The sequence below is a fragment of the Sphingopyxis alaskensis RB2256 genome, assembly GCF_000013985.1.
Taxonomy (GTDB): Bacteria; Pseudomonadota; Alphaproteobacteria; order Sphingomonadales; family Sphingomonadaceae; genus Sphingopyxis; species Sphingopyxis alaskensis.
On the sequence record NC_008048.1, the window covers coordinates 2,591,848 to 2,609,532 of the forward strand.

15 protein-coding genes are annotated in these 17,685 nt (G+C 63.3%); 8 read left to right on the forward strand and 7 right to left on the reverse strand.

The window, feature by feature from the left end; genetic code table 11:
- Nucleotides 1–358: 358 nt before the first annotated feature.
- The 8 genes from SALA_RS12500 (at nt 359) to SALA_RS12535 (ending at nt 11,643) form a co-directional block, all read left to right on the forward strand.
- A complete protein-coding gene (locus SALA_RS12500) occupies nt 359–2,680 on the forward strand; it encodes a heavy metal translocating P-type ATPase (protein ID WP_041383328.1) in 2,322 nt (773 codons plus the stop codon).
- A 450-nt stretch (nt 2,681–3,130) separates the two neighbouring features.
- Nucleotides 3,131–4,651 (forward strand): aldehyde dehydrogenase family protein, encoded by a 1,521-nt coding sequence (locus tag SALA_RS12505; protein ID WP_011542726.1) that lies wholly within the window; start codon nt 3,131–3,133, stop codon nt 4,649–4,651.
- Nucleotides 4,652–4,675: 24 nt separating this feature from the next.
- A complete protein-coding gene (gene adhP / locus SALA_RS12510) occupies nt 4,676–5,701 on the forward strand; it encodes an alcohol dehydrogenase AdhP (protein WP_011542727.1) in 1,026 nt (341 codons plus the stop codon).
- A 26-nt stretch (nt 5,702–5,727) separates the two neighbouring features.
- Nucleotides 5,728–7,422 carry a copper resistance system multicopper oxidase gene (locus tag SALA_RS12515; protein WP_011542728.1) on the forward strand — a complete coding sequence of 565 codons (1,695 nt, stop codon included), beginning with the start codon at nt 5,728–5,730 and terminating at the stop codon, nt 7,420–7,422.
- 182 nt (nt 7,423–7,604) lie between these two features.
- Nucleotides 7,605–8,390: a copper resistance protein B gene (locus SALA_RS12520; RefSeq protein ID WP_041383330.1), complete on the forward strand. Its 786-nt coding sequence runs from the start codon at nt 7,605–7,607 to the stop codon at nt 8,388–8,390.
- Between the two features lie 613 nt (nt 8,391–9,003).
- Nucleotides 9,004–10,548, forward strand: coding sequence for a PAS domain-containing sensor histidine kinase (locus tag SALA_RS12525; RefSeq protein WP_011542731.1), 1,545 nt, complete (start codon nt 9,004–9,006; stop codon nt 10,546–10,548).
- Nucleotides 10,538–11,170 carry a response regulator transcription factor gene (locus SALA_RS12530; RefSeq protein WP_011542732.1) on the forward strand — a complete coding sequence of 211 codons (633 nt, stop codon included), beginning with the start codon at nt 10,538–10,540 and terminating at the stop codon, nt 11,168–11,170. Before SALA_RS12525 ends, SALA_RS12530 begins: the two co-directional genes overlap by 11 nt.
- A 74-nt stretch (nt 11,171–11,244) precedes the next feature.
- The gene (locus SALA_RS12535; RefSeq protein ID WP_011542733.1) at nt 11,245–11,643 is read left to right on the forward strand and encodes a response regulator transcription factor; all 399 of its coding nucleotides are present in this window, start codon (nt 11,245–11,247) and stop codon (nt 11,641–11,643) included.
- Here the strand turns inward: SALA_RS12535 and SALA_RS12540 are convergent.
- The 7 genes from SALA_RS12540 to SALA_RS12570 all read right to left on the reverse strand — a co-directional run bounded on the left by SALA_RS12540 (nt 11,634) and on the right by SALA_RS12570 (nt 17,662).
- Nucleotides 11,634–12,791, reverse strand: coding sequence for an MFS transporter (locus SALA_RS12540; RefSeq protein ID WP_041383331.1), 1,158 nt, complete (start codon nt 12,789–12,791; stop codon nt 11,634–11,636). The genes SALA_RS12535 and SALA_RS12540 overlap by 10 nt on opposite strands.
- Before the next feature lie 148 nt (nt 12,792–12,939).
- A complete protein-coding gene (locus SALA_RS16470) occupies nt 12,940–13,278 on the reverse strand; it encodes a hypothetical protein (protein WP_049754663.1) in 339 nt (112 codons plus the stop codon).
- A gap of 152 nt (nt 13,279–13,430) precedes the next feature.
- Nucleotides 13,431–13,871: a four-helix bundle copper-binding protein gene (locus SALA_RS16905; RefSeq protein WP_153802696.1), complete on the reverse strand. Its 441-nt coding sequence runs from the start codon at nt 13,869–13,871 to the stop codon at nt 13,431–13,433.
- An 87-nt stretch (nt 13,872–13,958) separates the two neighbouring features.
- The gene (locus SALA_RS12555) at nt 13,959–14,363 is read right to left on the reverse strand and encodes a DUF1622 domain-containing protein (RefSeq protein WP_011542737.1); all 405 of its coding nucleotides are present in this window, start codon (nt 14,361–14,363) and stop codon (nt 13,959–13,961) included.
- Nucleotides 14,350–14,730 (reverse strand): hypothetical protein, encoded by a 381-nt coding sequence (locus SALA_RS17525; RefSeq protein ID WP_237700871.1) that lies wholly within the window; start codon nt 14,728–14,730, stop codon nt 14,350–14,352. Before SALA_RS17525 ends, SALA_RS12555 begins: the two co-directional genes overlap by 14 nt.
- A 329-nt stretch (nt 14,731–15,059) precedes the next feature.
- Nucleotides 15,060–15,785: a hypothetical protein gene (locus SALA_RS12565; protein WP_011542739.1), complete on the reverse strand. Its 726-nt coding sequence runs from the start codon at nt 15,783–15,785 to the stop codon at nt 15,060–15,062.
- Nucleotides 15,785–17,662: a 2Fe-2S iron-sulfur cluster-binding protein gene (locus SALA_RS12570; RefSeq protein ID WP_011542740.1), complete on the reverse strand. Its 1,878-nt coding sequence runs from the start codon at nt 17,660–17,662 to the stop codon at nt 15,785–15,787. The genes SALA_RS12565 and SALA_RS12570 overlap by 1 nt, the downstream gene beginning before the upstream one ends.
- Nucleotides 17,663–17,685: the final 23 nt, after the last annotated feature.

The window sequence follows — 17,685 nt, forward strand, 5'->3', positions numbered from 1 at the left end:
CAACCCCCTGACGAGGTCCGCACTCCGCTAATCTACGCCGCGAGTTGTGCCGAATGTTCTGACGACGGACACCTATTTAACCGACGGCCTTCCCTGAGTGGAACGAGAGCCACATAGACCGTCGCGATCATTTGGCACGGAGCGCCGCCGCGATCGATGCGCGAACAGAAGGAAGCCGCGCCCACGGTAAGCCGGTGACGGTTAAGGTGGCGCAACACAAGAGGAGTGAGTCCGACAAGGCTGAGGGGAATGTGATTTTTGCGTATATCAGAGAATGACGATCCGAATGAAGGCGAGTTGCAATCATGCCGCCTGGTGAAAGGCGGTTGAGCTGGAAATCTGACAGGAGCTTCTGACAATGGATCATCAGCATCATGGCCATTTGGCGGAAGGCGCGGTTACCGATCCCGTCTGCGGGATGGCAGTCGATCCGGAGACGAGTATTCACCAGCTCACGCATGCCGGCGTCCATCATTATTTCTGCAGTGCGGGATGTCTGGGCAAGTTCAGAGCGGACCCGGCTCGCTATCACGGCGGCGCGGAGAACTCGGCACCGCCCCCTCCGAAGGGCGCGATCTGGACGTGTCCGATGCATCCCGAGATCCAGCGGCCGGGACCAGGAGCTTGCCCGATCTGCGGAATGGCATTGGAGCCTATCGTTCCCGAAGCCACCGACGGCCCGAGCGAAGAATATCGGGACATGCGCCGACGCTTCTGGATCGGCCTGGTGCTTGCGCTTCCGGTCCTTGCCCTCGAGATGGGCGGGCACATGACCGGACTTCATATGCTGATCTCCCGCCAGGCTAGTAATTGGGTCCAGATGCTGCTTGCGACGCCCGTCGTCCTCTGGGCGGGCTGGCCGTTCTTCGAGCGCGGCTGGCAGTCGCTGCGTACGCGTAACCTCAACATGTTCACGCTGATCGCAATGGGGACAGGCGTTGCCTGGCTTTACAGCATGGTCGCAGCACTCTTGCCCGATATCTTTCCAGATGCTTTCCGCGCCGCGGACGGTTCGGTGGCGGTCTATTTCGAGGCAGCCGCCGTAATCACGGTGTTGGTGCTGCTCGGCCAGCTACTCGAACTGCGCGCCCGCGAGACAACCAGTGGCGCGATCCGGGCGCTTCTCGATCTTTCACCGAAGCTCGCCCGCCGCGTCGCCGCGGACGGCAGCGACGAGGAAATAGACCTTTCCGAGGTTGTGGTAGGCGACGTCCTGCGAGTCCGCCCTGGCGAGAAGGTCCCGGTAGACGGTATCGTCATGGAAGGGCGGAGCACGGTCGATGAATCCATGGTTACCGGGGAATCCATGCCCATCACGAAGGACATCGGGGCCGCGCTGATCGGTGGAACGATCAATCAGACCGGCGGACTTGTGATGCGAAGCGAGAAGGTCGGCCGCGATACGATGCTTGCGCGTATTGTGCAGATGGTGGCCGACGCCCAGCGCAGCCGTGCCCCAATTCAGCGGCTCGCCGATGCGGTATCGGCCTGGTTCGTGCCGACCGTCATTCTGGTCGCACTGGTTGCCTTCGTCGCCTGGTCGCTATTCGGCCCGGCGCCATCGATGGGATATGGACTTGTGGCCGCTGTCGCGGTCCTCATTATCGCCTGCCCCTGCGCGCTCGGTCTCGCGACGCCGATGTCGATCATGGTCGGCGTTGGCCGCGGTGCCGAGGCTGGAGTGCTGATCAAGAACGCCGAGGCCCTGGAGCGCATGGAGAAGGTCGACACTCTGGTCGTCGACAAGACCGGAACGCTGACGGCCGGAAAGCCTTCGGTCGTCGCCATCGAAGTTGCGGAGGGTTTTGCCGAGGAAGAGATTCTGCGCATTGCGGCAAGCCTTGAACGTACAAGCGAACACCCGCTGGCACAGGCGATCGTCCAGGCCGCCGAGCAGCGCGGGATCAAGCTCCTCGAACCGACCGCAGTCGACCAGCCGGTTGGCAAGGGCATAGTCGGCATGGTCGACGGGCAAACCGTGCAGGCGGGCAACGCGAGTTTCCTGGCCGAATATGATATCGGCCCCGGCGACCTCGCGGGTCCGGCCGACCGGCTGCGCGGGGACGGGGCTACCGCCATTTTCCTGGCAATCGGCGGGCGCGCAGCGGGCGTCATCGCCATCGCCGATCCGGTAAAGGAGACAACTCCGGCAGCGCTCAGGGCGCTCAGGGAGGCCGGCATCAAGGTAATCATGCTGACGGGCGACAACCGCACGACCGCGCAGGCGATAGCGCGGCGCCTCGATATTGCCGATGTCGAGGCCGACGTCCTGCCGGACCAGAAGAGTGCCGTGGTAACGCGCCTTCGCGAGGAAGGGAGAATTGTCGCAATGGCCGGCGACGGCGTCAACGACGCGCCCGCGCTCGCTGCTGCCGATGTCGGGATCGCGATGGGATCGGGCACCGATGTCGCGATCGAGAGCGCCGGAGTGACGCTGCTCCATGGCGACCTGATGGGTATCGTCCGGGCGCGGCATCTCAGCCATGCCACGATGCGGAATATTCGCCAGAATCTCTTCTTCGCCTTCGCATACAATGTCGCCGGGATTCCGATCGCGGCTGGCGCGCTCTATCCGGTTTTCGGCTTGCTGCTGTCGCCGATTATCGCCGCCACCGCGATGGCGCTCTCTTCGGTCAGCGTGATCGGCAATTCGTTGCGACTGCGCCTGGTGAAAATCTGATCCGTGCGGCGCTTCGCACATTGCGTATACGGGCGAGGAACAGCGAACAGCATCTCTCGGGCAAGCTCGGTTTGATGAGCGAAACCAAAGTCCCTCTCGGGAATATGCGCGAGGCTCACGAACGCGGGGCGGATCTTCGGGTGTGTCGAGGGGCGGTTGCTGAGAGGGAAACAAGCGAGCCCAACGACAACTTATGACCCGCTTCGCACCCTCGGCGGGCCATTCCCCAACCGGCTGCCTCGGTCGCGACCCGCCGGAGAATCTCGGGCATCCGGACCCGGACTGGTCGGTCAGGATCATGAAACGGCCTGACCTCGGACGAGGATCCAGTCGCATGATCCGTGCGAATACCGGGCCGCTCCAGAGTGGATTCGTAACTTACGTATATTGAAGGGACGGTCGGGACGGCATTGAGGCGATCTAGCTCAAGACAGCTAATGGAGCGCGATCATGTTCGAACAGGCCTTCAGCACCATCAATGCCGCGCCGTCCTTCCGGCATCGCTATGACAATTTCATCGGTGGTCGTTGGAGTCCCCCCGCTGCGGGAGAATATTTCGCCGATACGAGCCCGATCAACGGCGCCCTGATCGCCGAGTTCGCGCTGTCAACACCGGAAGATGTCGAGCGCGCGCTCGATGCGGCGCACGCGGCCAAGGATCAGTGGGCCAAGATATCACCAGCCGAGCGTGCGCGGTTGCTCAACCGGATCGCCGACCGGCTGGAAGACAATCTGGAGCTGCTGGCCTTCGCCGAGACGATCGACAACGGCAAGCCGATCCGCGAGACGCGTACCGCAGACGTGCCTCTGGCGATCGACCACTTCCGCTACTTCGCCGGCTGCATCCGGGCGGAAGAGGGCGCGATCTCGACGATCGATGCCGACACGATCGCCTATCATTTCCGCGAGCCGCTTGGCGTCGTCGGGCAGATCATCCCGTGGAACTTCCCGCTGCTCATGGCAGCCTGGAAAATCGCTCCGGCACTTGCCGCGGGCAATTGCACGGTGATCAAACCTGCGTCCCAGACGCCTTTGACATTGCTGATGTTCGCAGAGCTCACCGCCGATATTCTGCCGCCTGGCGTGTTCAACGTCGTGACGGGACCTGGACGGACCGTTGGCCAGGCGATCGCCGCCAATCCACGGATCGCCAAGGTCTCCTTTACGGGCGAGACGGTCACCGGCAAGCAGATCATGCATGCGGCCGCCGACCATCTCATCCCCCAGACGATGGAACTTGGCGGCAAGTCGCCCAACATCTTCATGGCCGACGTGCTCGACGAGGAGGACGCCTTCTTCGACAAGGCGCTGGAGGGCTTCACGCTCTTCGCGTTCAACAAAGGCGAGGTCTGCACCTGTCCCTCGCGCGCGTTGATCCACGAATCGATCTTCGACCGTTTCATCGAGCGCGCCGTGGCGCGTGTCACAGCGATCCGCCAAGGCGACCCGCTCGACCCTTCGGTCCAGATCGGCGCCCAGGCGTCCGAAGATCAGCTCCACAAGATCCTCGGCTATATCGACATCGGAAAAGCCGAGGGTGCGCAATGCCTGACCGGCGGCGCGCGGGCGCTCCCCGGCGGCGAACTCGATCGGGGCTATTTCGTGCAGCCCACCGTGTTCCTCGGCGAAAATCGGATGCGCATCTTCCAGGAAGAGATCTTCGGGCCGGTGCTGTCGGTGACCACATTCAAGACAGTCGACGAGGCGATCGCGATCGCCAACGATACCGCCTACGGCCTCGGCGCGGGCGTCTGGACCCGCAACGGCAACACGGCCTACCGGCTCGGCCGCGCGATCGAGGCCGGGCGGGTCTGGACCAACTGCTACCATCACTATCCCGCACATGCCGCTTTCGGCGGATATAAGGCGTCGGGTTTCGGACGCGAAAATCACAAGATGATGCTCGACCATTATCAGCAGACCAAGAACCTGCTCGTCTCCTATGACGAGCATGCGCTCGGCCTGTTCTGATCCCTCCCGGAAGGAGAAGCAGACATGGCGAAAACCATGAAGGCGGCGGTCGTCCGCGAATTCGGTAAGCCGCTGGTCATCGAAGAAGCGCCGATCCCGACGGTCGGACCCGGCCAGATCCTGGTAAAGGTCGCGGCGGCCGGCGTATGCCACACCGACCTGCATGCGGCCGAGGGCGACTGGCCGGTCAAGCCCAACCCGCCCTTCATTCCCGGGCATGAAGGCGTCGGACATGTCGCCGCCGTCGGATCGGGCGTCACTCTCATAAAAGAGGGCGACCGGGTCGGCGTCCCCTGGCTCTACTCCGCCTGCGGGCATTGCGTGCATTGCCTGGGCGGCTGGGAGACGTTGTGCGAGAGCCAGCAGAATACCGGCTATTCGGTGAATGGCAGCTTCGCGGAATATGTCCTCGCCGATCCAAATTATGTCGGGCATCTTCCCGACAATGTCGACTTCCTCGACATCGCGCCGATCCTCTGCGCCGGCGTCACCGTCTATAAAGGGCTGAAGGCCACCGAGGCGAAGCCCGGAGAGTGGGTGGTCGTCTCCGGGATCGGCGGGCTCGGCCACATGGCGGTGCAATATGCCCGCGCGATGGGTCTCAATGTGGCGGCGGTCGACGTCGACGACCGCAAGCTCGATCTCGCGACCCGTCTCGGCGCGGCGCTCACGGTCAACGCGCGCGAGGAGGATCCGTCAGCCGCCATCAAGCAGGCGATCGACGGTGCGCAGGGCGTCCTCGTCACCGCGGTCTCGCCCAAGGCCTTCCAGCAGGCGCTCGGCATGGTCCGGCGCGGTGGTACGGTCGCGCTCAACGGCCTTCCACCGGGCGATTTTCCGCTGTCGATCTTCGACACCGTACTCAACGGCATCACCGTTCGCGGTTCGATCGTCGGCACCCGGCTCGACCTTCTCGAAGCACTGGCCTTCGCCGGCGAAGGCAAGGTGCATGCGACGGTGCACGCCGAAAAGCTGGAGAACATCAACGACGTCTTTGCGCGCATGCGCCGCGGCGACATTGACGGGCGGATCGTTCTCGATCTGGCCTGACCATCTTCTGGCGAAAGAAACATTCAATGCCCCTCCTTCATAGCTTGCCGATCGCACGGCGCCACTTCGTTCAGGGGCTGGCGATTGGCGGAGCCGTCGCGGGCTTCGTCCCGGCACTGCAGGCGAAATCCCTCTCCGCATCGACGGCTGAATTGAGCGGGACCGAATTCGACCTCGAGATCGCCGAGATCCCGGTCAACTATACCGGCAAGCGCCGGGTCGCGACGGCAGTGAACGGCGCCGTACCCGCGCCGGTCCTGCGCCTGCGCGAGGGCGACACCGTCACGCTGCGCGTTCGCAACAGCCTCAAGGAGATGTCCAGCATCCACTGGCACGGGATCATCCTGCCCGCAGAAATGGACGGCGTTCCGGGCATCAGCTTCGCCGGTATCGCGCCGGGCGAGACCTTCACCTATCGATTCGAAGTACGCCAAGTGGGCACCTACTGGTACCACGCTCATACGCTTGCCGAGCAGACCGGACTTTATGGAGCGATTGTCGTCGAGCCGAGAGTGCCGATGGGTCCCGTTCCCCACCGCGACTATACCATCATGCTGAGCGACTGGTCGGACGAACCACCGCTCCAGATCTTCACGAACCTCAAGAAGCTGAGCAGCTATTATAACTTCGCGCAGCCGACCGCCGGCGACTTTCTAGAGGATGTGAGCGAGTTGGGCCTCGCCAAAGCCCTCGAACGGCGGCGGATGTGGAACGGGTCGCGGATGAATCCGACCGACTACAGCGACCTTTCCGCAGCGACCTACACTTATCTTATGAACGGGACGACGCCTGCGGGCAACTGGACCGCCGTCGCCGCGCCCGGCGAGCATGTGCGCCTGCGCTTTGTGGGCGCGGGAACGGCGACCTTCTTCGACGTACGGATTCCCGGTGTGGAGCTGACAATCGTTTCGACCGACGGGCAGCCGGTGGTGCCGGTGACGGTCGAGGAGTTCCGGATCGGCCCGGGGGAAACCTATGATGTCGAGTTCACCATGCCCGATGGCAATGCGCGCACGATCTTCGCCCAGGCGATCGATCGGACCGGCTTTGCCCGCGGCACGATCGCGCCTGCTCCCGGCATGTCGGCACCGGTCCCCACCCTCGATGCGCGGCCCTGGCTCGATCCCGTCGACATGATGGGGGCGATGATGACGATGGGCGGCGGCGAGCACGCCGGGCACGGCCTGACGGAGATGCCGCCGAAGGCCCGGCATGCCCGCACCGAATATGGTGCGAACACCGATATGCGCGTCGACTATCCCCGCGCCAATCTCGATGATCCCGGCGCCGGCCTGCGCGACCGCTCATGGCGTGTCCTGACGCTGGCGGACTTGCGGACACCCAATGGCGATCCCGATCCGCGCGAGCCCGAACGCGAGATCGAGCTCCACCTCAACGGCAATATGGAGCGCTTCATCTGGGCGCTCGACGGAATCAAGCTCAATGACTCGCGGCCGCTCCACTTCAAGCCGAACGAGCGACTGCGCATCATCTTGGTCAACGACACGATGATGTCCCATCCGATGCACCTCCACGGCATGTGGAGCGATGTCGAAGGATCCGATGGCGCCTTCCAGGTCCGCAAGCATACGGTGGTGGTCCAGCCTGCCCAGAGGGTGAGCTTCCGCGTCACCGCCGATGCTATGGGTCGATGGGCGTTTCACTGCCATCTGCTCTACCATATGGCGGCCGGCATGTTCCGGGAGGTCGTCGTCGCATGATCCGCATGGCCCGCCCCCGCCCCGCGCCGTTCCTGGTTGTCCTCCTCTTCTCGACTGCGATTGCATCAACCGCCTCGGCGCAAGAGCCATCTTCCACGGCGCCGGACGCCTTCCAGGCGGGGCAGGTGCCTCCACCGGAGGAGCACATCCATCCCGCGTCTCAAACCCAGGACCATGCGGGAATGGACATGCCTGGCATGGATGTGCCGAGCACCGGTATGAAGATGGACATGGGCCGCATGCAGGGCGGCAAGGCCCCGCCGGACGCGCGCGATTCAAATGACTATTCGGACGGCTACCGCAATTCGACACTGCCCGGCTATGAGATGGCCGACAAGCTCTCGATTCCGAAGGTCCTCGTCGACGAGCTCGAGTTCGTCAGCGGCAATGAGGGCCAGGGGGTGGGCTGGACGGTGCTCGTCACGAAGGGGCAGGACAATGACAAACTATGGCTGCGCAGCCAGGGCCTGAAAAACTCGCGCGATCGTCTTGATGCTGAAAGCAGCGTCGAGGCGCTCTGGTGGCACGGCAAGAGTCCGTTCTGGGGCACGGTGCTGGGAGTTCGCCAGGATCTCGGCAAGGGAGCGACGACATGGCTTGCCGCAGGCGTCGAGGGATTGGCGCCCTATTGGTTCGACGTGCAGTTGACCGCCTATGTGGGCGACGATGGCCGCATCGCGGGGCGCGCCAAGGCCGGCTACGAGGTTCTGTTCACCAATCGGCTGATCTTGACCTCCCAGGTCGAGACCAACCTCTATTCCAAGCGCTCGGTCGACCGCGAGCTTGGTGGCGGGTTCAGCAATGTCGAGCTGAGCGGCCGACTACGCTACGAGTTGTCGCGCAAGTTCGCACCTTATGTCGGCTTTGTCTGGGAACGCGCGCTCGATGGCACCGCCGCCTTCCGGCGCGCGGACCGCGAACTGACAACCGAGCGTCGCGTGGTCGTCGGCCTCAGATTGTGGTGGTGATCCCTGGACCCGAGACGGTAGCGAACGCGCAACGGTACGATGGTGCGACCGGACGGCCATATCAGGCGGCCGGTCATCACCACCCAGGCGACGGTGCATGATGGACAATTGCATGCTTGAACGTGCGATCTTCATCCATTGAGTGCCGGATCGGAAATCTTGGACTGACCTCGCGTCACGGCCTGCTTGCACTGGCTATCGATCCGTAAGGCCTGCGCCATTGGCATGCGAACTCCAAGGATCGGCTTCTGCGACGCTTGCTCGCAATGGCTATCGGTCTCGTGTGTTGGCTGACTCGCAGCATCGGTGCTCGCGGGACGGTTAGCCGCGGCCATATCGACGTCGAGTATCGGTCACGCCAGCCTGGAGCAGCGGCCCGCAAGCAATGGTCTCGAGTGGCGCGGCGGCGAACGATGATCGATCCCGACAAGGCGGCATTACTCCGGAACTCCCACGCCGGTGCAGCGCTCAGGCTGGATCGCGCGAGAAATTTCGAGGGGTATCGCGCCGAGCTGCGTATTTGACTTAGTGCCCGTTCCGATTGGGGGATTCCGACGGCCATGAAACCATTGCCCTGTCGCCTACGCGCCCGGCCTGGACGGCTGGGGATGACATGATCCCCGAAGACAATTCGGTAGCGTGGCGCGACGACGTCCGCGAAATCGAGGCGCTATCGGAGCTCATGCTTCGCGAGGCCAGCGGCTATGTCGTCGTCTTGCTCGATCCCGCCGGCACCATCCGCGCGATCAATGGCGAGACCGAGAGGAAGGGACTTTGGTCGAGCGCCGATCTGTGCGGCCGCTCGCACGAGATTTTCTATCCGCCCGATGAAATGGCGAACGGCCGGCCTGAAGCCGATCTGGCGGCGGCCCTCGCGCAGGGTTCCCTCGAGCGTGAGGCTTGGCGCGTGTGCCGTGATGGAACCGAATATCTCGCCAGGCTGACGATCAATGCCCTGAAAGATCAAGCGGGTGTGATTCGCGGTTTCGGCAGCATCGTGCGCGACATCACCGAGGATGCGGCAATGCGCGGCTCGATCGAAGCCCGCGAGCGACATCTGCAGTCGATTCTCGCGACCGTTCCCGATGCCATGATCGTCATCGACGAGCGGGGGCGCATAACCTCGTTCAGCGCTGCGGCCGAGCGATTGTTCGGTTATGGCGAGAGCGAATTGCTTGGCCGCAATGTGTCCTGCCTCATGCCGCGGGCGGACAGTATCAGGCATGACGAATATATCGGCCATTATCTCGAAACGGGAGAGCGCCGAATCATCGGGATCGGCCGCATCGTGGTCGGGCAGCGCCGGGACGGTTCGACTTTTCCAATGGAATTGTCGGTCGGCGAGGCGGGGGGGCCGGAAGGGCGCATCTTCACCGGCTTCATTCGGGACCTGACGGAAAAGGAACATGATGAGCTGAGGCTCAAGGAATTGCAGGCCGAGCTTGTGCATGTCTCGCGGCTGAGCGCGATGGGAACGATGGCCTCGACCTTGGCCCATGAGCTTAACCAGCCGCTGACTGCCATTGCCAACTATCTGGAGACGACGCGGGATCTTGTTGACGGGGAAGGGGATATACCGCGGGATATCCTGCACGAAGCGCTGACGGAGGCCGCCAATGAGACCCTCAGGGCAGGCTATATTGTTCGCCGCCTCAGGGATTTCGTAGCTCGGGGCGAGGTGGAAAAGACCGTAGAGGATTTGCCGCGCCTGATCGACGAGGCAGGCAAGCTGGCGCTTATCGGTGCCCGGGAACGCGGGGTCCGCAGCTTTTTCACCTTCGACCCGGCCGCGACACCTACGCTCGTGGACCGCGTCCAGATCCAGCAGGTTCTGGTCAACATCATGCGCAATGCCATTGAAGCGATGGCGGACTCCGAAGTGCGGGAACTGCGCGTTTCCACCAGGCTGCGGGCCGACGAGATGATCGAGATTGCGGTAGAGGACAGCGGTCCCGGCATTGCGGAGGACGTGATACCGCGGTTGTTCCAGGCTTTTGTCAGCAGCAAATCGGACGGCATGGGGCTCGGCCTGTCGATCTGTCGGACGATCGTTGAGGCTCATGGCGGACGGATCTGGGTCGAGGACGGTCCAGGCGGTGGAGCCGTGTTCCGATTCACCTTGGTTCACGCAAAGCTGGAGGAAGAACATGCAGGATAAGCGCCTCATTCATCTGGTCGATGACGAAGAGGCCATCCGGAAGTCAGCCGGATTCATGCTGCGGACGGTGGGGTTCGAGGTACGGACCTATGCGAGCGGCGTGGAATTTCTGAAGCTGGCACGCACGGCCGAGACTGGATGTGTGCTTCTCGACGTTCGCATGCCTGAGTTAGATGGGCTTCAGGTCCAGTCGGAAATGGCGCAGCGCGGCATCAATATGCCGGTCGTCGTCCTGACCGGTCATGGCGACGTCACTCTCGCGGTGCAGGCGATGAAGGCGGGCGCAGTGGATTTTATCGAGAAACCCTTCGAGAAGGCATCGCTGCTTGAGGCTATCGACCGCGGATTCGCGCGTATCGACCGGGTCGATGTCCGAGCGACGGAAGAAGCCGAAGCGCAGGTCCGGATCGGCGTCTTGACGCCCCGCGAGAAGGAGGTTCTCGATGGGCTCGCGCGAGGCTATCCCAACAAGACCATCGCCTATGATCTAGGCGTTTCTTCGCGAACCGTCGAAGTCCACCGGGCAAGCCTGATGAGCAAGTTGGCTGTCCGCAGTCTTTCCGATGCGCTCCGGATTGCATTTGCTGCGGGCCTTGGTCGCAGCGAAGCCAAACTGGGATGATTACGTAGCGACTGAGATACGCGGTTCTGGAATGCTGCACTCACGGAGAATCGATTTTCGGATGCTCGCCACTCATGTCTGTGCACATCGGGCAATCGTCCCGTCACCCCTTCACGATATTGGTCTCGGACGACGACCCGGGCGTTCGCCGTTCGACGCAATTGATGCTGCGGGCCCAGGGATTTCGGGTCCGGGCCTATACTAGCGGCAGCGCGCTATTGGCCGACCCGCGATCACTTCATGCCGATTGCCTTGTCGTCGACTTTCGCATGCCGGACATCGACGGCCTGTCACTCCTGAGACGCTTACGCTCGAAGGGCTGGTGCGGTTGCGCGATCATGATCTCGGCCTATCATGACGACGCGCTGGAACGCGAAGCGAGGCGCGTTGGATTCGAGCATGTCATTGCAAAGCCGCTGATCGCGCGCGCACTGCTCGAGGCGATCGCTTGCTCCGCAAGGGATCATGGCTGACTGGACCGATCGCTCGTCCGTTCCCCCTCTTGCCACAGCAAAGGCAGGCTGAGAGCGACGATCAATGCCGCCGCCGCCAGGGTGAACGTGATCACCCACTGCTGCCCCACTCCCGCGAGCGCAAGCCCGATCGGCGCCGCCGCCTGTCCAATACTCGCCGCCGCATGCTGGAGCCCGAGCCGAGCACCCGAAACCCGGGAGCTGCGGTTGCTGATCCAGAAGCTGGTCACGAGGCGAAGGCTGGCCGCGCTCCAGCCGAGAAGGAAAGCGATCCCCGCGAGACCGAGGATCGACCGCGGATTTTGCGAAGCCAACAGTCCGATTGCCAGAACGAGCAGCATAAGACGCGTGAGATCGACCGGCCGGCGGACAAGCCAACCCAAACGGGCCTGCGCGATTTGTGCCGCGAGCATGCCGACGCCGCAAAGGCTCAGCATGAAGGCGATGGCTTCGCGGTCGAGCGGAAGGCCTTGGCCGGTCACCAGCAGACCGATGTGAAGGGCCGCCAGGGCAGCGCCGGCGATAATGGTGATGACGAGGAGTGTCGCAGTCTTCCGGTTGTTGTCGCGGTTGCTGCGGCGCGGGATGGCATGCGAACGAGACCGTTTGGGAAGCTGAGAGGGCGACAGCAGGCAACCGGCGAGCAAGAGTGCCAGGGCGAGAGGGAACAGCGGGGCCGACGGCAGCAGCGGAAAAGACAATTGTGTGAGCAGGGGGCCGGCCAGGTCGCCAAGAAAGACAAAGCTGGTCAGCCATGTGAAGAGACGGGCCCGACCCACCCGGCTCTCGGCCCGGAAGCCCGCAGCAAGGAGCGAGAGAGGAATGATGGCCCCCGACGCCATGCCCGACAGGATGCGCAGAAGATATAAGGTGGCGAGATCGGTACTGCCGAACGCCAGTGTCGTTGCCGCGAGGACCAGAAGCGCGATCCGAAGAAGCACCCGATAGTCCATGCGATCGGCCAACCACCCCCAAATGGGCGCAAGGCCGAGAGCGGCAAGAGGAAAGGAAGCCGAAAGGCTCACTATATGGAAATCGTGGGTTGCGGCAACGGGGATCACCGCGCCGCCCTCGATCAAGGACGGCAGAAAAGCGATGGCGGCCGTTTGCGTGGCCGACGTCGCGGCAACGGCAATCAGGAGGAGCAAGAATCCGAAGCTTGATCCGCCAAAAACTGCGGAGTTCCGGCTGGCTGCCGCAGGACCGAAAATCTTCACGGGAACATTTGAGCTTTTCAGACAAAAAGCCCGCTGCCACGGGGGCAGCGGGCTTCCGGGGGGATGGACCGACCGATGCTCACATATGCTCGTGCTTCATCGGCATGTCTTTCGGTTTGTCCGCAGGCTTGGACGTCCCCATGCCGCCCATGGCAGGCATGGGCTTGTCGTTGCCGCCGCATCCACCGCCGGACTGATCCTGCATCTTTTCCATGCCCTCGCGGTGATCTTTCATCATCTTGTCGTGCATCTGCTGTCCGCCGTGGTCCATGCCGTGGCGATGCTCGTCGCCGGGCTTCTGGGCCGGCGCGGTGGCGGCCGGCTTCTTCGGCGGCCCTTTGCTCTCGTCGGCGAGGACCGGCATCTGGGTCAGGGCGAGGAGGCCAAGGACCGTCAGAACAGGGGAAATCTTGCGCATGATGTGTCTCCATTCGAAATCTTTGCTTTGTATCGACACCAAGTCGGATCGGCGCCGCTGTGCTCGATATGCTGCACCGAACGTCCGGATCGAAATACGTGAAGCCCACATGTTGATCTCTCGCCCGAAGAAAATCGGAACGCCACGTGCTGCTATGAAGACATGACCATCATGCCGCACCCCTCGGCACAGCGGCGGCATAAGTTCGCGCAGCGCAACAGCTGTGCGTCACCCGTGAATGCAGCGCAGTTTTCCGCGCACAATCGGCAGATCTGCTCGCAGGTCTGGCAAAGGATCCCATGAGCCGGAGAATTGCGAAGCAGCGATTGAGCGGTCGTGAGGCAAATCCCGGCGCAATCGGCGAGAATAGCCATGATCCCCGGAGCGGCCTTGTCGCCGCCCTCTTCTAGGCAATGGCGCGCGGCTTCGATGCAGCTTCGATGCGTTTCCAGGCACAACGCCGCGCAATCGGCAAGCGGCATTGCATGGGAGTCGGGCATTCCCCCGCCGGGCGGTGGATCTTCGGCGCGCGCGGCGCCGACGAGCATTGTCAGGGCAAGCCCGGTCCCCAGGATCGATCGCCTCTCAAGCATGAAAATTCTCCCATTGAATCGAGCCATGCGGCCGAAGCCGCCATCCTCTCGGAAAGATGCGCCTGAGCGTGTCGGATGGCATGGTGGTCACCGGTCCGTCGCCGCGTCGAGGCGGGCGCGCTCCATGCGCGTATTCTCCCAAGGCCAATGACCATTGATCTCGACGCCCAGCGAAATGCTCAGGAAGGTACGAACAAACACGAGGCCCGCGAGCACGACGAGGTCGTTAAGCGTAGGGTTGATCACCAGTGATTTCACGATGTCGCCCGCTACGAGAAACTCAAGGCCGAGCAATATGCTGCGACCGAGTGTCGATCGGAACGGACGATAGGCTTCGGCATAGAGGCCTCGACAGGCCTGACGGAGAAACGTCGCGGTCGCCAGCGCGGCACCTGTCAGGATGGTTGCCGTGCCGCTCAGTTCCAGGATAACCACGGCGAGGCGGAACAGGCTCTCGAGCCAGTGACCGCTTCCGCCGTCAATGGTGATCATACCAGCCTCTCCTGCGAATATTGTTGAAACTGTCGGTCGTGTGACAGGCATAGCATTGTTCCACGGTCGCCCGCTCGCCTGCGGCGCGCTGCGAAACCATGCTGAAATGCTCCATATAGTGGCTCGGCGGCGCCCGGTGGCATTCGGAGCAGTTCCGGGAATTGGTCGAGGGATGCCGGTAGCCGTCGATGCGCCAGCTGTCGGTCGCGTGGCAACTCGCGCAGCGCGTTCCGAAGAGGCCCAGGTGCGGGTCGCGAATGGAATGGCAACCAGCACAGGCGAGCACGCCTGTCACCGCGCCGCCGGCGGTCGCGGCGGCGGGGCGCTGCGACCATATTCCCGGCTTGAACAGGGCCTTGTGATCCATGCGAATGAGGCTCTGTCTGCCCGCATGCTCGACGTGGCATGAGGTGCATTGCAAGGCCGAGGCATGGAATTGGGTCGATTGCTTGTTTCCGAAGTCGGTCGCGGCATGACAACTCTTGCAAGTCTCCCCCGTCACACCAGCGATGGGGGTGTGGCAGTTTCGGCACGATCCTGCGAGGCTGCGGTGGGCTTCGGACAGGGGGCCCGGCGAAACGAGCTGCGCGACCACGCCGGCCTGAGGCGGCGCGTTCGACCGCGACAGCGCCGGTAGCCCAAGCAGCACGACGAGCAGGCTGGTCGCAAAAAGGGCCGGAAGCAGCCAGTGGCGCATCATGGCCAGCGAAGACCAAAATAGACCGCGGCCGCGATATGGAGAATCACGAGCGCGTAAAGCAGCGAACCGGCCACGATATGAAACCATCGCCAGCGTGCGAAAAGTACTCCCGTTACTTCCTCTGCCCGCACGGCATATTCGGTGTCGGAAATGGCCGCGGCAAGCTTGATCGCATCCTGCGGTGGTGGTTCAGCGGGCTGGTTTGCGCGGGTGAAGACATATCGAAGCCAGCGTGGCGGCTCCTGCGTCTCCCCAATTTCGCCCGGCGCCGCCGGAATGTCCAGAAAGGCCGACTGGAGCGAAGCCAGTTCCGACTTGCGGCCGCGCAAGGCCCTTGCAAGTTCGCCGAGAAGATAGCGCCCGGCAAATCCGCTTGCAACGGTGAGGAGGAGGAGGCCGGTTAGCATGAGGCCCAGCGGACTCGCGAACTTGTGCGCGGTGTGAAGGAGGGCGAAGAAAGCTCCCAGAACGCCAGAATAGATATGAACGGCAAGGAGCGTCGGCTTACGCACATAGCGCGTAATCCGACGATCGAGCGGCGGGATATGTTTGGCCGCCACATAGGGAAGCGTCAGCAGCATGCACAGGGCCGCAAGGATGCCGAGCAGACCGCCGCCGAGGCTACCGGGGAAGCGTGGGGATGCGTGAACGAGAAATCCGGCCGGAAAGACCAGAATGAACCCCACCAGAAGCACCATCAATATGTCGCCGCGTTCGCGCATCAGGCTTCAACCACGATCGGCTTGCCGCTGCCTTTGGCCTGGCAAGCCAATATATAGCCGTTCGCCTTGTCTTCCGGCGCCAGGCCCGCTTCGTTCGCCATCGTGACTTCACCGTCGAGCAGCTTGGTGACGCATAGTCCGCAGTCTCCGGTGCGGCAGGAATAGGGTATCTCGACGCCAACCCCCTCGGCGGCTTCGAGCACGGTCTGATCGCCAGCCAGGGCGGCGGACACACCCGACAGAGCGAACGTCACGGAAGCTTCGGCAATCCTTGTGGAAGGCGCGGACGGAGGCTGTACCGTGCGACTTGCATCGTTGCCGGGCGCGCTGGGCGCGTCGACTGGATCGATGGGCAGCGATGCGGGCCCAAAGGCTTCGGTATGAAGTTGCACTTCCGGCACGCCGAGCTCGGCGAGCTCCGCCTTCATCGCCGCCATCATCGCGGGGGGACCGCACAGGTGGATGCGGCGGCGCGCGATGTCGGGGACGGCCGAAAGCAGCATGTCCCGCGTCAGGGGGCCGACGGCGCCATGCCAGACCGTCCCTGGCGAGCGCTCCATCGCGGCGAAGACATGCAGATTGTCATGAAGCCGCTCGAGTCGCTCGATTTCGTCACGGAAGACGAACTCGTCCGTGGACCGAGCGCCATAAAGGAAGAATATCTCGCCCGGCCAGGCGGTGTCTGTAAGATAGCGCAATACCGACATCATCGGCGTGATCCCGACACCGCCCGCGATGAGCACGATACTATCCGCGGTCGTCCCAGTGAAGGTGAAGGAGCCGAAAGGGCCCGAGGCTCGAACAAGATCCCCGACAATGAGCGTGTCGTGCAGGTGGCGGGACACCGCTCCCTGCTCCTCGCGCTTCACCGTCAGTTCGACATAGGCCCGCTGCGTCGGCGACGAAGCGATAGTGTAGGATCGGCGGGCACGCTTGCCGGGCTCGGGCTCGACCTCGATTTGCAGAAACTGACCGGGCAGGAAATCGAAAGGCAGCCGGTCGGCTGCGGGATCTGCGAGACGGAAGGTCCTGATGGTCGGCGTCTCCCGGATGATCCGCGTCACCCGCAGCGGTCCGGACCAGGGCCGGGGCTTGCGCAGCGAAGCACCGGCCGGGGCGGGCGCGTTGCTTGGCGCGAGCGCTCCGGCCGTAGCGGCCTGCATCTCCGGAGCTGCGGCCGGCGACGGTTGCGTGTTGGCGACCTTCGCGGTTCCTTTCCTGGCTGCGACGATCTGACGGATGCGCTTGAGACGAAGTAGCTGCAACGCGGCGAGGCCGGTACTCAGCAAGAGGAGGAACAGCATCAGCAGCAGGTGGGAGGGAGACAGGCCGAAAGGATGGGCCGCGTGCGTCTCGTCCGGCTCGATCGACAGGCGATCGCGGAACCAGTTCATCGCGGCGCCCGCCGGCTTTCCGGTCCCGGCGAGGGCCATCCGGGCAGCCGCACCGCTATCGAGAAGATCGCTGCCTTCGCGAAGATTGCGCACGGCGGCGATTTGCTCGGTCGCCGTTTCGGCGTGCGCGGCTGCGCGGGCGGCCTCGGAGATCAGCATCAGCCCTCGATGCGACCGTTGCTCGGCTTGCCGCAGCAGGGCTTGCCTCGCCGCGTCATCGAGTGCCGGTAGCGCGAGCAATTGCGAGAAGAAAGGAGACTGGCGGCGGCCGCCATGCTCGCCTTCCATCATTTCGCCCATCATCGATTGCATTTCGCCCGCGGGCTTCATCCCGGATGACGCCATGCTGCCAACCGCCACGCCGCCAGGCGGCGAGGCACTCCCATGATGGGCGGCATGCTCGTCGGCGTCCTCCGCATGGACGATCGATGCCGTCAGAAACGTCATCGCCACGCACAGGCCGAAGCGGAATGATTTCTGCATCTTTGGTCACCCCGCCCGGCGAA